The organism is Piscinibacter sp. (assembly GCF_047600445.1).
GTDB lineage: Bacteria > Pseudomonadota > Gammaproteobacteria > Burkholderiales > Burkholderiaceae_C > Piscinibacter.
In genome coordinates this window covers 165,353-180,557 of the sequence record NZ_JASGKT010000001.1, presented here as the reverse complement: position 1 = coordinate 180,557, position 15,205 = coordinate 165,353, and the positions used below count along the sequence as shown (strand labels likewise).

Annotated in this window: 12 protein-coding genes; 9 read left to right on the top strand and 3 right to left on the bottom strand. The window is 71.7% G+C overall.

The features are described 5' to 3' along the window. Positions 1–45: 45 nt before the first annotated feature. Positions 46–459, top strand: coding sequence for a VOC family protein (locus tag QM792_RS00865; RefSeq protein ID WP_415147283.1), 414 nt, complete (start codon positions 46–48; stop codon positions 457–459). Here QM792_RS00865 and QM792_RS00860 read toward each other — a convergent pair. Further along, positions 447–1,436, bottom strand: a complete 990-nt coding sequence (locus tag QM792_RS00860; RefSeq protein ID WP_415147282.1) for a fumarylacetoacetate hydrolase family protein — start codon at positions 1,434–1,436, stop codon at positions 447–449. The two genes, QM792_RS00865 and QM792_RS00860, sit on opposite strands and share 13 nt — an antisense overlap. A gap of 80 nt (positions 1,437–1,516) precedes the next feature. Between QM792_RS00860 and QM792_RS00855 the strand changes: the two genes are divergently transcribed. The 4 genes from QM792_RS00855 to QM792_RS00840 all read left to right on the top strand — a co-directional run bounded on the left by QM792_RS00855 (position 1,517) and on the right by QM792_RS00840 (position 6,117). Continuing rightward, on the top strand, positions 1,517–2,248 hold the full coding sequence (locus QM792_RS00855; protein ID WP_415147281.1) for a DUF3108 domain-containing protein: 732 nt from the start codon (positions 1,517–1,519) through the stop codon (positions 2,246–2,248). 69 nt (positions 2,249–2,317) lie between these two features. Then, positions 2,318–2,584, top strand: coding sequence for a DUF3567 domain-containing protein (locus QM792_RS00850; RefSeq protein WP_415147280.1), 267 nt, complete (start codon positions 2,318–2,320; stop codon positions 2,582–2,584). Between the two features lie 129 nt (positions 2,585–2,713). Next, positions 2,714–5,026, top strand: a complete 2,313-nt coding sequence (locus QM792_RS00845; protein WP_415147279.1) for an ATP-binding protein — start codon at positions 2,714–2,716, stop codon at positions 5,024–5,026. Between the two features lie 41 nt (positions 5,027–5,067). Next, the gene (locus QM792_RS00840; protein ID WP_415147278.1) at positions 5,068–6,117 is read left to right on the top strand and encodes a homocysteine S-methyltransferase family protein; all 1,050 of its coding nucleotides are present in this window, start codon (positions 5,068–5,070) and stop codon (positions 6,115–6,117) included. A 13-nt stretch (positions 6,118–6,130) separates the two neighbouring features. Here the strand turns inward: QM792_RS00840 and QM792_RS00835 are convergent, their stop codons facing one another. Beyond that, positions 6,131–6,679 (bottom strand): OmpA family protein, encoded by a 549-nt coding sequence (locus QM792_RS00835; protein WP_415147277.1) that lies wholly within the window; start codon positions 6,677–6,679, stop codon positions 6,131–6,133. Positions 6,680–6,742: 63 nt separating this feature from the next. On the opposite strand from QM792_RS00835, the gene metH reads away from it, so the two are divergent. The 4 genes from metH (at position 6,743) to QM792_RS00815 (ending at position 13,635) form a co-directional block, all read left to right on the top strand. Next, positions 6,743–9,445, top strand: a complete 2,703-nt coding sequence (metH, locus tag QM792_RS00830) for a methionine synthase (protein ID WP_415147276.1) — start codon at positions 6,743–6,745, stop codon at positions 9,443–9,445. A gap of 232 nt (positions 9,446–9,677) precedes the next feature. Beyond that, complete coding sequence (locus QM792_RS00825) at positions 9,678–11,468, top strand: DUF1800 domain-containing protein (protein WP_415147275.1); 1,791 nt, start codon at positions 9,678–9,680, stop codon at positions 11,466–11,468. A gap of 17 nt (positions 11,469–11,485) precedes the next feature. After that, entirely contained in the window at positions 11,486–13,042 is a 1,557-nt protein-coding gene (locus tag QM792_RS00820) for a DUF1501 domain-containing protein (RefSeq protein ID WP_415147274.1), read from the top strand. An 11-nt stretch (positions 13,043–13,053) separates the two neighbouring features. Beyond that, positions 13,054–13,635, top strand: coding sequence for a glycine zipper 2TM domain-containing protein (locus tag QM792_RS00815; RefSeq protein ID WP_415147273.1), 582 nt, complete (start codon positions 13,054–13,056; stop codon positions 13,633–13,635). A 3-nt stretch (positions 13,636–13,638) separates the two neighbouring features. Here the strand turns inward: QM792_RS00815 and QM792_RS00810 are convergent, their stop codons facing one another. After that, positions 13,639–15,159, bottom strand: a complete 1,521-nt coding sequence (locus QM792_RS00810) for a YifB family Mg chelatase-like AAA ATPase (RefSeq protein ID WP_415147272.1) — start codon at positions 15,157–15,159, stop codon at positions 13,639–13,641. Positions 15,160–15,205: the final 46 nt, after the last annotated feature.

Sequence of the window (15,205 nt, the reverse complement as noted above, 5' to 3'; positions counted from 1 at the left end):
GCGCGAGAGCTTAAGCGCACGGCCGAGCCGCTACGATGCCGTGGCATGAAAGCCTTGTTCCACCTCGCCTACCACGTCACCGATCTCGACACCGCGCGGCGCTTCTACGGCGGCGTGCTCGGCTGCCGCGAGGGCCGCAGCACCGACACCTGGGTCGATTTCGACTTCTTCGGCCACCAGCTCTCGCTGCACCGGGGCGAGCCGTTCGCGACGACGGACACCGGCCGCGTCGGCGATCACCTCGTGCCGATGCCGCACCTCGGCCTGGTGCTGCAGCGCGCCGACTGGCAGGCGCTGGCCGACCGGCTCCAGGCGGCCGGCGTCGAGTTCGTGCTCGAGCCGCAACGGCGCTTCGCCGGCCAGCCCGGCGAGCAGTGGACGATGTTCTTCCGCGACCCCTCGGGCAACCCGATCGAGGTCAAGGGCTTCGAGTCGCTGGACGCGGTCTACGAGCGCTGAAGCGGCGCCACGGTCTGCTCGATCGCGCCGAACAGGCTGGCGCCGTCGGCGCCCTTCATCTCGATGCGGATGGTGTCGCCGAAGCGCATGAACTCGGTCTTGGGCGCGCCCGACTCGATGGTCTCGATGGCGCGCTTCTCGGCGATGCAGCTGTAGCCGCGCGACCAGTCCTTGTTGCTCACCGTGCCGCTGCCGACGATGCTGCCGGCGCGCACGTTGCGCGTCTTGCAGATGTGGGCGATGAGCTGGCCGAAGTGGAAAGTCATCTCCGCGCCGGCGTCGGTGAGGCCGACGCGCTTGCCGTTCCACGCCGATTCGAGGTTCAGGTGCACGCGCCCGCCCTGCCAGGCGGCGCCCAGCTCGTCGGGCGTGCAGGCCACCGGGCTGAACGCCGTGGCCGGCTTGCTCTGGAAGAAGCCGAAGCCCTTGGCCAGCTCGGCCGGCACCAGGTGGCGCAGCGACACGTCGTTGGCCAGCATCACGAGGCGCACGCCTTCCAGCGCCTCGTCGGGCGTGCTGCCCATGGCCACGTCGCCGGTGACCACCGCGATCTCGGCCTCGAAGTCGATGCCGAAGTCCTCGCTGGCGCAGACGATGTCGTCGGTGGGGCCGAGGAAGTCGTCGCTGCCGCCCTGGTACATCAGCGGGTCGATGTAGAAGCTCTCCGGCACGTCGGCCTTGCGCGCCTGGCGCACCAGTTCGACGTGGTTGACGTAGGCCGAGCCGTCGGCCCACTGGTAGGCGCGCGGCAGCGGCGCCATGCACTGGCGCGGCTCGAAGGCGAAGGCGTGGCGCGCCTTGCCGTGGTTGAGCGTCTGGTACAGGTCTTCGAGCTGCGGGCTGAGGAAGTTCCAGTCGTCCAGCACCTGTTGCAGCCGCGTGGCGATTCCGCTGGCATAGTGCGCGGACGAGAGATCGCGCGAGACGACGACGAGCTGGCCGTCGCGCGAGCCGTCCTTGTAGGTGGCGAGTTTCATGCGTTGTGCAACGACACGGTGGATGAAAAGGGTGATTGTCGATGTTCGCGGCCGGGCCTGACACACGGCGGCGCGCGCCCGTGCTGGCCGCACTGGCGGCGCTGGTGCTGGCGGCGCCTCCGATGGCCGGCGCCTCCGCGCCGGCCGAGGAGGCCGAGGGCGCGCCGCCGCCGCTGTACGCCGCCCGCCCGCCCGCGCCGATCACCCTGCGCTACGAACTGCAACGCGGCGCGCTCAGCGGCAGCGGCGAGCTGTTGTGGCGCCCCGACGGCGGGCGCTATGCGCTGCGCCTTGACGGCACGGTGATGGGCCTGAGCGTGATCACGCAGGAAAGCAACGGCACGCTGGCCGCGCATGGCCTCGCGCCCGAGCGCTTCACCGACCAGCGCGTGCGCCGGGCGATGGTGACCGCCAACTTCGAGCGCGAGGCCGCGCGCATCCGCTTCTCCGGTTCGACGCACCCCGTGCCCTGGCACGCCGGCGTGCAGGACCGCCTGAGCTGGATGATCCAGCTCGCCGCCATCGCCCAGGCCGAGCCGCGCCGCCTGGCCGCCGGCCAGCGCGTCGTGCTGGAGGTGGTCGGCGCGCGCGGCGACGCCTCCACCTGGGTATTCCGCAGCTTCGGCTCCGAGGGGCTGGCGCTGGCCGGCGAGCGCGTCCAGACCGTGCGGCTGCTGCGCGAGCCGCGCGATGCCCACGACACCCGCGTCGAGGTCTGGCTGGACCCGGCGCGCCAGCACCTGCCGGTGCGCGCGGTGATGGGCGGCCAGGGCGAGCGCTTCGAGCTGCGCCTGCGCGAGGTCGTGCGCTGAGCCGGCGCGGCCGGCCGGGCTTGAAGTCGGCGCGGCCGGACCCAACTGCGCTGGCAGGAGAGTCCCTTCATGCAGATGCTCTACAACTCGGACAGCTTCGCCGTCGTCTCGTTCGACGTTACGCCGCAGGAAGGCGAAGGCGTGTTGACGCGCGGCGGCTACGAGATCGTCGACAAATTCGCGCGCAAGGAGATTTTCATCCACGGCGCGCTGGCGGAAAGTTTCAAGCAGGGCGTGCAGAAGCTGATCGAGACCGGCCCGACGACGGAAGACGAGATGGACGCCTTCATCGAGCGCTTCGCCGTGCTCTCGCAGCAGCCGCTGGTGCTGCACTGATCCGGCCCCGCCCGCCGGCCGCGGCGGGTGCTTGTCCCCGCGGTCCGTGTCGGCAAGCGGTCGACGCGCGGCCGACTTCTGCGTTATGGTCCCCGTGCGCCGAGGTGGCGCCACCGCAGGAGGTGCGCGATGGGGAAGCTGGGCCGCAGCGCCGGTGAAGGCCGAGCGGTGCTCTCGCCGGGGCTGAACGAAGCCCCGGTGCTGGACCGCATGTGCTCGCACTTCGTGCTCGCGCTGACGCTGGCGCAGGCCGGCCGCTTCAACCCGCGGCGCGACTGGAACAGCCTGCTCGCGCTGACCGGCCGGCACCTCGTGTGGCCGGCCGCGGTGCTGCGCCGCGTGCGCGACTTCCTCGACCAGCGCTGCCGCGCCAACGACCAGTGGCGCGGCCACGCGGCGCTGTCCGACGCGCAGTTCATCGAGCGCCACGGCGCCTGGCGCGGCCCCTACGAGGAGGGCACGCTGTTCTTCTACCTCGACGAATACGTCAAGGACGCCCCCAAGGACCTGCTGCTCGTGCTCGGCGCCACCGCCGAGTGGCTGGAGCGCAGCCTGAAGAAGCAGTCGACGCTGGTCGAGAAGAACATCGACGCGCTCGCCGGGCTGCTGCAGCTCAACGCCGCCGAGCGCGCGCTGCTGCTGTACGGCACGCTGGCGCGCTACCAGCGCGACCTGCGCGGGCTGCTGGTCGAGTTCAAGGTCAGCAACGCGCGCGAGGCCTACGCGGCGATCGCGCGCGTGGCCGGCGTCGACGAGGGCGACGTGGCCGAGGCGCTGCGCGCCGGCTCGCGCCTGGAGCGCATCGGCATGGTCGAGAACCTGATCTCGGAGCACAACATCACCGACCTCGCCGACCTGATGAAGGTCAGCGAGCAGCTCCCGCCGGTGCTGATGCGCGAGTACGAGGGCCCGGCCGACCTGATGGCGGTGTTCACGCGGCCGGCGGCGCGCAGCGAGCTGACGCCGGCCGACTTCCACTACGTGGCCGACGACTGCCGCATGATGAGCGCGCTGCTCAAGAGCGCGGTGTCGCGCCGCGAGCCGGGCGTCAACATCCTGCTCTACGGCCCGCCGGGCACCGGCAAGACCGAGCTGGCCAAGGTGGCCGCGCAGGCCGCCGGGCTGGAGCTGTACGAGGTCGAGTACGCCGACCGCGACGGCAACTCGCTGTCGGGCCGCGACCGTTACCGCTCGCTGCAGATCAGCCAGGTGTTCCTCAAGGGCAGCGAGCGCGTCGCGCTGCTGTTCGACGAGGTGGAGGACGTGTTCCCGCCGATCTCCACCGATGCCGCGCAACTGATGGCGCGCATCGACAGCGGCGACGGCGCGCCCACCGGCAGCGTCAGCGGCAAGGCCTGGGTCAACCAGATCCTGGAGAGCAACCCGGTGCCGGTGATCTGGGTGACCAACCGCATCGAGCAGATCGACCTCGCCTTCCGGCGCCGCTTCCAGTACCACCTCGAGCTGAAGAGCCCGCCGCCCGGCGCGCGCGAGGCGCTGGTGGCGCGCGCGCTCGAGGGCGTGGCGGTGGCCGAGGGCTTCGCGGCGCGGCTGGCCGAGCGCAAGGGGCTGACGCCGGCGCAGATCCGCACCGCGGTGAAGTTCGCGCGGCTGGCCGGCGGGGAGGGCGGCGACGCCACCGAGGCGCTGATCGAGCGCCAGTTGCTCAACGCCGACAAGGCGCTGGGCCAGGGCGAGCGCGAGCGCGGCGCGCGCCGCGTGGTGACGCGCTACGACCTCTCGCTCGTGAACACCGAGTCGCGCTTCGAGATCCCGAAGATCGTCGAGGCGCTGCGCCGCAAGGGCTTCGGCACGCTGTGCTTCTACGGCCCGCCGGGTACCGGCAAGACCGCGCTGGCCGAGCACATCGCCGCCGAGCTGCGCCGCCCGCTGATGATCCGCCAGGCCAGCGACCTGGTCAGCAAGTTCGTCGGCGAGACCGAGCAGAACATGGCCAAGATGTTCGAGGAGGCCGAGTCCGAGCAGGCCGTGCTGCTGCTCGACGAGGCCGACAGCTTCCTGCGCAGCCGGCGGCTGGCCGAGCGCAACTACGAGGTCAGCGAGGTCAACGAGATGCTGCAGGGCATGGAGCGCTACGCCGGCGTCTTCGTCTGCACCACCAACCTGTTCCACGAGCTGGACGAAGCCGCGCTGCGCCGCTTCACCTTCAAGATCCAGTTCAAGCCGCTGGACGCCGGGCAGCGCGAGCGCATGTTCGTCGCCGAGGCGCTGGACGGCGACGCCGCCGCCTTCACCGACGAGCAGCGCAAGCGCCTGCGCGCGCTCGAGCTGCTGGCGCCGGGCGACTTCGCCGCGGTGAAGCGCCAGGTCGACGTGCTCGGCGAGGTGTTCGAGGCCGACGAGTTCCTGTCGCAGCTCGAGGCCGAGCACCGCGTCAAGCCCGAGGTGCGGCAGCGGCGCGGGATCGGCTTCGTGCAATAGAGTGCAATGGAGGCCAGGGCGCGCGTTCGTAGAATGCGCGGATGACGCCGCCCGCCTACACCCGCGCCGCCGCACTGCCCGAGATGCTCTCGCGGCGCATCGTCGTGCTCGACGGCGCGATGGGCACGATGATCCAGCGCTACAAGCTCGGCGAGGCCGACTACCGCGGCGAGCGCTTCCGCGACCATCCGAAGGACCTGAAGGGCAACAACGAGCTGCTGCAGTTCACGCGGCCCGACGTGATCGCCGAGATCCACGCCCAGTACCTCGCCGCCGGTGCCGACATCATCGAGACCAACACCTTCGGCGCCACGCGCATCGCGCAGGACGACTACGGCCTGGGCGCGCTGGCGCGCGAGATGAACCTGGCGGCGGCGCGCCTGGCGCGCGCGGCCTGCGACGCGGCGGCCACGCCCGACAGGCCGCGCTTCGTGGCCGGCGCGCTCGGGCCGACGCCGCGCACCGCCAGCATCAGCCCCGACGTGAACGACCCGGCGGCGCGCAACGTCACGTTCGACGAACTGCGCGCGGCCTACCGCGAGCAGGCCGAAGGGCTGCTCGAGGGCGGCGCCGACCTGTTCCTGGTCGAGACGGTGTTCGACACGCTCAACGCCAAGGCGGCGATCTTCGCGCTCGACGAGCTGATGGAAGACAGCGGCGAGCGATTGCCGGTGATCGTCTCGGGCACCGTCACCGACGCCTCGGGGCGCATCCTCTCCGGCCAGACCGTTACCGCCTTCTGGCACAGCGTGCGCCACGCGCGGCCGATCGCCGTCGGCCTGAACTGCGCGCTCGGCGCGACGCTGATGCGCCCCTACATCGAGGAACTGGCGCGCGTGGCGGGCGACACCTTCATCAGTTGCTACCCGAACGCCGGCCTGCCCAACCCGATGAGCGAGACCGGCTTCGACGAGACGCCGGCGATCACCGGCGCGCTGCTGGAGGAGTTCGCGGCCTCGGGCTTCCTGAACATCGCCGGCGGCTGCTGCGGCACCACGCCGGAGCACATCGCCGAGATCGCGCAGCGCGTGTCGCGCTACCAGCCGCGCTGCTGCGGCGCGAGCCTGTTCGGCGCCTTGCAGGCCGCCTGAGCGGGCGCGCCTGTCAGGGCGCGCCGCGCTCGCCGACCAGGATGTGCAGCCGCCCGTCGGCGGCCACGCCGCGGCCGCGCGCGGCCGGGCCCGACACCGCCATGCGCGGCGGCGGCACGCCGCGCATCACCATCCAGTCGCGCGCGCTGGCGGCGCGGTCGACCGCCAGGTTCTGGCCGCCGCCGCGCGGGTCGGCCGGGCCGACGATCTGCACCTGGGCGCGCGGCAGGCCGCGCAGCGCGGCGGCGATCTGGTCGAGCCAGGCGCCGGCGGCGGGCGTCACCGCGCTGCGGCCGGCGGCGAAGGCGGTTTCGACGGGCAGCGCGATCCACAGCCGCTGGTCGCTGGTCTGCGACACCTCGGCGGCGCCGCCGAGCGAACCGCGCAGCCGCGTGCCGGCCGATTCGAGCGGGCCCGACCACACCCAGGCGCCGGCCGGCGCGGCCGGCTGGGGCGCGGCGGCGACCGGCGGCGGCACCGGCGGCGCCGTCGTCTTGGGCAGCGAGCAGGCGCCCAGCAGCAGGAGCAGGGCCGCGCCGAGGATGCGAGGGGTCGTCAGCATGCCCGCATCCTACAATTTGCGCCCGCAGGAGCCGCCGCAATGACCACTTCCTCCGTCCCCCCGATGAAGCTCTCCGGCCTCGAGCCGGTGGAGATCGGCGCCGGCACGCTGTTCGTGAACATCGGCGAGCGCACCAACGTCACCGGCTCCAAGGCTTTCGCGCGCATGATCCTCGCCGGCCGCTTCGAGGAGGCGCTGTCGGTGGCGCGCCAGCAGGTCGAGAACGGCGCGCAGGTCATCGACATCAACATGGACGAGGCCATGCTCGACAGCAAGGCCGCGATGGTGCGCTTCCTGAACCTGATCGCCGGCGAGCCCGAGATCGCGCGCGTGCCCATCATGGTCGACAGCTCGAAGTGGGAGGTGATCGAGGCCGGCCTGCAATGCATCCAGGGCAAGGGCATCGTCAACTCGATCTCGCTGAAGGAGGGTGTCGAGCCCTTCAAGCGCCAGGCGACGCTGGTGCGGCGCTACGGCGCGGCGGCGGTGGTGATGGCCTTCGACGAGACCGGCCAGGCCGACACCTACCGGCGCAAGATCGAGATCTGCGAACGCGCCTACCGCATCCTGGTCGACGAGGTCGGCTTCGCGCCCGAGGACATCATCTTCGACCCCAACATCTTCGCGATCGCCACCGGCATCGAGGAGCACGACAACTACGCGGTCGACTTCATCGAGGCGACACGCTGGATCAAGCAGAACCTGCCGGGCGCCAAGGTGTCGGGCGGCGTCAGCAACGTGAGCTTCAGCTTCCGCGGCAACGACCCGGTGCGCGAGGCCATCCACACCGTGTTCCTGTACCACGCGATCAAGGCGGGCATGGACATGGGCATCGTCAACGCCGGCATGGTCGGCGTCTACGACGACCTCGACGCCGAGCTGCGCGAGCGCGTCGAGGACGTGGTGCTGAATCGCCGCAAGGATGCCAGCGAGCGGCTGGTGGAGATCGCCGAGCGCGCCAAGGGCGCCGCGCGCGACGACTCGGCGCGCCTGGCCTGGCGCGCCGGCACGGTGGACGAGCGGCTGAGCCACGCGCTGGTGCACGGCATCACCGACTTCATCGTCGAGGACACCGAGGAGGCCTGGCAGGCCATCCGGGCCGGCGGCGGGCGCCCGCTGCACGTCATCGAAGGCCCGCTGATGGCCGGCATGAACGTGGTCGGCGACCTGTTCGGCCAGGGCAAGATGTTCCTGCCGCAGGTGGTCAAGAGCGCGCGCGTGATGAAGCAGGCGGTGGCCCACCTGCTGCCCTACATCGAGGCCGAGAAGAAGGCCATGGCCGACGCCGGCGGCGACGTCAAGGCCAAGGGCAAGATCGTCATCGCCACCGTCAAGGGCGACGTGCACGACATCGGCAAGAACATCGTCACCGTCGTGCTCCAGTGCAACAACTTCGAGGTGGTGAACATGGGCGTGATGGTGCCGTGCCAGGACATCCTGGCGCGCGCCAAGGTCGAGGGCGCCGACATCATCGGCCTGTCGGGCCTGATCACGCCCAGCCTCGAGGAGATGCAGTACGTCGCCGCCGAGATGCAGCGCGACGAGTTCTTCCGCGTCAGGAAGATCCCGCTGCTGATCGGCGGCGCCACCACCAGCCGCGTGCACACCGCGGTGAAGATCTCGCCGCACTACGACGGCCCGGTGGTCTACGTGCCCGACGCGAGCCGCTCGGTGGGCGTGTGCTCCGAGCTGCTGTCCGACGGCCGCGCGGCGGCCTTCATCGAGGAGCTGAAGGCCGACTACGAGCGCGTGCGCGCCCAGCACGCCGGCAGGAAGGCCACGCCGCTGGTGACGCTCGCGCAGGCGCGCGCCAACAAGACGCCGATCGACTGGGCCGCCTACACGCCGCCGGCGCCCAAGTTCACCGGCCGGCGCGTCCTGCGCAACCAGGACCTGGCCGAGATCGCGCAGGCGATCGACTGGGGCCCGTTCTTCCAGACCTGGGACCTGGCCGGCCCCTATCCGGCCATCCTCACCGACGACATCGTCGGCGAGTCGGCGCGCCGCGTGCTCTCCGACGGCCAGCGCATGTTGCGCCGGCTGATCGAGGGCCGCTGGCTCACCGCCAACGGCGTGATCGGGTTGTACCCGGCCAACACCGTTGGCGACGACGACATCGAGATCTACGCCGACGCGTCGCGCGAGCAGGTGCTGATGACCTGGCGCGGCCTGCGCATGCAGAGCGAGCGCCCGGTGGTCGACGGCGTGATGCGGCCGAACCGCTGCCTGGCCGACTTCGTCGCGCCGCGCGACAGCGGCAAGCTCGACTACGTGGGCCTGTTCGCCGTCACCGCCGGCATCGGCGTCGAGCGCAAGGAGAAGCTGTTCCTCGACGACCACGACGACTACAGCGCGATCATGATCAAGGCGCTGGCCGACCGCCTGGCCGAAGCCTTCGCCGAGCGGCTGCACCAGCGCGTGCGCACCGAGTTCTGGGCCTACGCCCCCGACGAGCGGTTCGACAACGCCGAGCTGATCGCCGAGCGCTACCGCGGCATCCGCCCGGCGCCGGGCTACCCGGCCTGCCCCGACCACAGCGTCAAGCGCGACATGTTCCGCGTGCTGCAGTGCGCCGACGTCGGCATGCAGTTGACCGAGAGCCTGGCGATGACGCCGGCGGCCAGCGTCAGCGGCTTCTACCTCGCCCACCCCGAGGCGACGTACTTCAACGTCGGCAAGGTCGGTGAGGACCAGCTCGCCGACTGGGCGGCGCGCAGCGCGCTCGACGCGGACGTGGTGAAGCGTTCGCTCGCTTCGCTGCTCTGAAGACCGCGAGCGCCCGCACACGCGGTTGCAATCGTTGATCCGCGCCGCCGCCGGGCGCGCCGCGCGCCGCGACAAGCCGCGGCGATAGTGCATCGACGTGTAAAGAACTGCGTCGATTGCCGCGTTTTGGCGACATGCCCTGTCACCACGGCGCCAAAAATCGCCTTGTTTCGTATGGCACGACCACTGCATGCCGTGCCGCGACAAACAAGTCCGCTCAGGGAGAAACAACATGAGGATGCCGACCCCGGCCGCCCCCGCCTTGTTCGCGGGGCGGCGCGCCGCCACGGCACTGGCCGCCGCGCTGGTGCTCGCGCTCGCCGCTTGCGGCGGCTCGAAGGAAGACGAGGACGACCAGCCGGCCTCGCGCGCCGAGGCGGCGCACTTCCTGGCCCAGGCCAGCTTCGGGCCCACCGAGGCCGAGATCGACCGCGTGATGAAGCTCGGCTTCCGCGGCTGGATCGACGACCAGTTGGCCCGCCCGCCCAGCTCGAACCGCGCCTTCTGGGACGCGCAGAACACCGCGGTGAAGGCCGCCGACCCGACCAATGCCAACGCCAGCATCGGCGCCGACGGCGTCTACAACGCCTTCTGGCGCCACGCGCTGACCGGCGACGACCAGTTGCGCCAGCGCCTGGCCTTCGCGCTGTCGCAGATCTTCGTGATCTCGCTGGCCGACGGCAACGTCGGCAACCAGCCGCGCGCGGTGGCGCAATACCTCGACCTGCTGGGCGAGAAGGGCACGACCACCTACCGCGAACTGCTCGAGTCGGTGTCGCTGCATCCGCTGATGGGCACCTACCTGACCAGCATCCGCAACCGCAAGGCAGACGTCCGCACCGGCCGCGTGCCCGACGAGAACTACGCACGCGAGGTGATGCAGCTCTTCGCCATCGGCCTGGTCGAGTTGAACAACGACGGTTCGGTCAAGCAGGTCAACGGCGCGCCCCGGGACACCTACGGCCCGGACGACATCGCCGGCCTCGCGAAGGTTTTCACCGGCTTCAGCTGGGCCTGCGCCGACCTGTCGAACAACTGCTTCAACAACGGCGCGCTGGGCGGCGTCAGCGACCCCGAGCGCTGGACCAAGCCGATGGTCGGCTACCCGCAGTTCCACGCCACCGAGGAGAAGCGCTTCCTCGGCACCACCATCCCCGCGCAGGGCACGGCCGACCCGGCGGCCAGCCTGAAGGCCGGGCTGGACGCGCTGGCGAACCACCCGAACGTCGGGCCCTTCATCGGCCGGCAGCTCATCCAGCGCCTGGTCACCAGCAACCCGAGCCCGGCCTACGTGTCCGCGGTGGCCGCGGCGTTCAACAACAACGGCTCGGGCGTGCGCGGCGACATGAAGGCGGTGCTCAAGGCGGTGCTGCTGCATCCCGAGGCGCGCCAGGCCAGCGACCGCAGCGGCAAGCTGCGCGAGCCCATCCTGCGCCTGTCGACGCTGCTGCGCGCCTACGGCTACGCGTCGGACTCGGGGCGCTTCCGCATCGGCAACACCGACGCCGCCGGCAGCTCGCTCGGCCAGACGGTGATGCGCTCGCCGAGCGTCTTCAACTTCTACCGCCCCGGCTACGTGGCGCCGGGCACGCAGGCCGCCGCCGCCGGACTGGTGGCGCCCGAGATGGCGCTGGCGCAGGAAACCAGCGCGGCCGGCTACGTCAACTACCTGCGCGACGGCATCTCGCAAGGCTTCGGCGCCAGCGGCCCCGTGACGGTCAACGGCGCGCAGGTCACGCGCCGCGACCTGCAGCCCGATTTCACCGCCGAGCTGGCGCTGGCCGACAAGCCGGACGAGCTGGTGCAGAAGGTGGCCAGCAAGCTGATGCCCGGCGAGGGGGCCAACGGGGGCATGCCCGAGCTGCTGAAGAAAGAGATCGTCGACGCGGTCGGCGCCATCGCCGTTCCGCAGCTCAACAGCAGCGGCAGCAACCAGGCGCAGATCACCAACGCCAAGCGCAACCGCGTCAACGCGGCGGTGTTCCTGACGATGGTGTCGCCCGAATTCCAAGTGCAGAAATGAGCGGGGGGAAACATTCCATGAGCACGATGAACGCATCGCGCCGGCTGTTCCTGCGCCACGCCGGCGTGATGTCGGCGCTGGGCGCGGCGGGCGGTCCGCTGGCGCTGAACCTGTCGGCGATCGGCACGGCGGCGGCGCAGACCGCCTCCGACTACAAGGCGATCGTCTGCATCTTCCTGTTCGGCGGCAACGACAGCATCAACATGGTGCTGCCCACCGATGCCACCTCGTTCGCCAACTACTCCGCCTTGCGCAACCAGGCGCCCGACTCGATCGCGCTGCTGGCGCCGGGCGTCGCGGCCAACGCCGGCGCGGCGATCGGCTCGCCGGCCCGGCTCGGCGGCGCGCTGGCGCTGGCGCCGGCGCGCGCCCAGGGCCGCAGCTTCGCGCTGCACCCGGCGATGGGCACCTTGCAGACGATGTTCAACACCGACAAGCGCCTGGCGGTTCTGCCCAACGTCGGCCCGCTGGTGCTGCCGACCAACAAGGCGCAGTACGGCCAGGCCTCGCATCCCCGGCCGGCCAGCCTGTTCTCGCACAACGACCAGCAGAACACCTGGCAGTCGTTCCTGCCCGAGGGCGCGACGGTGGGCTGGGGCGGGCGCATGGGCGACCTGCTCGCCTCGATGAACTCGCGCTCGGTGTTCACCTCCATCAGCGCCGGCGGCAACGCCGTCTGGCTGTCGGGCAACGACGTGCGCCCCTACCAGGTGAGCAGCAACGGCGCGATCCGCATGGGCACCAACGGGGCCGGCCAGATCTACGGCTCGACGGCGGTGGGCCAGGCGATGGAGCGCATCGTGCAGACCACGCGCGGCGGGCACCTGCTGGAGACCGACATCTCCGCGGTGGCGGCGCGTTCGCTGCAGGCCGAGTCGCTGCTGCGCAACGCGCTCGCGCCGGCCGGCCAGGCGCCGTTCGGCACGCCGCCGGCCGGCAACGCCGCCTACAACTCGGCCAACGACCCCAAGCTGCGCTACAACGACCCGAACAACACCGGCAACACCATCACCAACCCGCTCGCGCAGCAGCTCCAGGTGGTGGCGCGCATCATCCAGGCCAGCGGCAGCGCCGACGTCGGCGCCAAGCGCCAGGTGTTCTTCGTCAGCATGGGCGGTTTCGACACGCACGATGCGCAGAACGTCAACCACGCGCAACTGATGGCGCGGCTCGCGCACGGCCTGCGCTACTTCGACGACACGCTGGGCGCCTTGGGCCTGCGCAACCAGGTGACGACCTTCACCGCCAGCGACTTCGGCCGCACCTTCACCAGCAACGGCGACGGCACCGACCACGGCTGGGGTGCGCACCACTTCGTGGCCGGCGGCGCGGTGCGCGGCGGCGACCTGTACGGCACCTTCCCGGTCTACGGCACCAAGAACGCCAACAACAACAACTTCGACAGCAGCCCCGACCAGCTCGGCAACGGCGCGCTGCTGCCGACCACGGCGGTCGACCAGCTCGGCGCGACGCTCGGCAAGTGGTTCGGGCTCAGCGACAGCCAGTTGCTCGACGTGTTTCCGAACCTGAAGAACTTCTCGACGCGCGACCTCGGGTTCATGAACCCGACCTGACGGGAAACCCGATGAGCACGAACATCGACCCCTCGCCCGGCGCCGTGGCGCCGAACGGCGGCACGCCTTCGCGCACCGTCTGGCTGATCGCCGGCATCCTCGGCGCCGCGTCGCTGGCCGCCGGCGCCGGCATGCTGGTGAACAAGGGCCTGCCCGCGCCGGTGGCGCAAGCCGTGCCGGCCAACGAGGCGCCGGCCCAGCCGGCGAAACCCGTGCCCAAGCTCGCCGCGGCGGCGCCGGCCACGGTCTGCCAGGACTGCGGCGTGGTCGAGTCGGTGCAGGCCGTCACGCGCAAGGGCCAGGCCAGCGGCGCCGGTGCGGTGGCCGGTGGTGTGCTCGGCGCGGTGGTCGGCAACCAGGTCGGCAAGGGCAACGGCCGCAAGGCGATGACGGTGCTGGGCGCCGTCGGCGGCGGCGTGGCCGGCCACGAGATCGAGAAGCGCGCCAAGAGCACCACGGTGCACGTCGTCAAGGTGCGCATGGACGACGGCTCGCTGCGCAGCGTCGAGCAGGCCGCCGCGGCGCGCATCGGCGAACGGGTCGTCGTCGAAGGCGGCCGGCTGCGCGCGCTGCCGGCTTCGCAGCAGGGCTGAAGCTCAGCGCGTCACCAGCAGGCGCCGGTACTGGATCGCTTCGGCCAGCGCGGCCGGCGTGATCGCCTCGCTGCCGGCCAGGTCGGCGATGCTGCGCGCCACGCGCAGCGTGCGGTGGTAGCCGCGCGCCGACCAGCCCAGGCGCTGCGCCGCACCTTCCAGCAACTTCGCACCCGCCGCATCGAGCGCGGCGTGGCGCTCCAGCGCCTCGCCGGCCAGCGCGTGGTTGAGCACGCCCTGGCGCCGCAAGGCGCGCTCGCGCGCCGCGGCCGCGCGCGCGGCGACGGCGGCGCTCGGCTCGCCGTCGGGCGCGTTGCTCAAGGCGGCCAGCGGCACGGTCGGCACTTCCACCTGCAGGTCGATGCGGTCCAGCAGCGGGCCGCTCAGCCGGCCCTGGTAGCGCGCCGCTTCGTCGGGCGTGCAGCGGCAGCTCTGCAACAGGCTGCCCAGGTGCCCGCAGGGGCAGGGGTTCATCGCCGCGACGAGTTGGAAGCGCGCTGGGAAGTCGCTTTGCCGCGCGGCGCGCGAGATCGTCACGCGGCCGGTTTCCAGCGGCTCGCGCAGCGCTTCGAGCGCGCTGCGCGGGTACTCGGGCAACTCGTCGAGGAACAGCACGCCGTGGTGCGCCAGCGAGATCTCGCCCGGCCGCGGCGGCGAGCCGCCGCCCACCAGCGCGGGCGCCGAGGCGCTGTGGTGCGGCGCGCGAAACGGCCGCTCGCCCCAGCGCTGCGCCGCGCCGTGCGCGGTGAGGCTGAGCAGCGCGGCGGATTCGATCGCCTCGTCGTGCGTCAGCGGCGGCAGCAGCGAGGCGAAGCGCTGCGCCAGCATCGACTTGCCGCTGCCCGGCGGACCCACCATCAGCACGCCGTGGCCGCCCGCGGCGGCAATCTCCAGCGCGCGCTTGGCGCCGGCCTGGCCCTTCACGTCGCGCAGGTCGGGGCGTTGCGGCGGCGTGTCGTCGTCCAGAGGCCGTGCCGGCGGCAAAGGCTCGGCCGCATCGCCTGGCTGCAAGGCACGCACCACGTCGAGCAGGTGCGCCGCCGCGAGCACGCGCACGCCGGCCACGCGCGCGGCCTGCGCGGCGCTGTCGGCCGGCAGCACCATTGCGCGCCGCGCCTCGCGGCCCTCGTGCGCCGCGGCCAGCGCCATCGCCAGCGCGCCGCGCACCGGGCGCAGTTCGCCGGCCAATGACAGCTCACCGGCGAACTCGAAGGCATCGAGCTTGTCCGCATCCAACTGTCCGCTGGCGGCGAGGATGCCGATGGCGATCGGCAGGTCGAAGCGCCCCGACTCCTTGGGCAGATCGGCCGGCGCGAGATTGACCGTGATGCGCCGGTTGGCGGGCCACTGCAGCCCGCTGGTCTGCAGCGCGGCGCGCACACGCTCGCGCGCCTCCTTGACCTCGGTGTCGGCCAGGCCGACCAGCGTGACGCTCGGCAGGCCGTTGGCCAGGTGCACCTCGACGGTGACGGGCGGCGAGCGCAGCGCATCGAGCGCGCGGCTGTGGACGAGGGCGAGCGACATGGCGGCCATTCTTCGAAGCCGCGCCGCGCGTGTCTGTCCCCCGCGC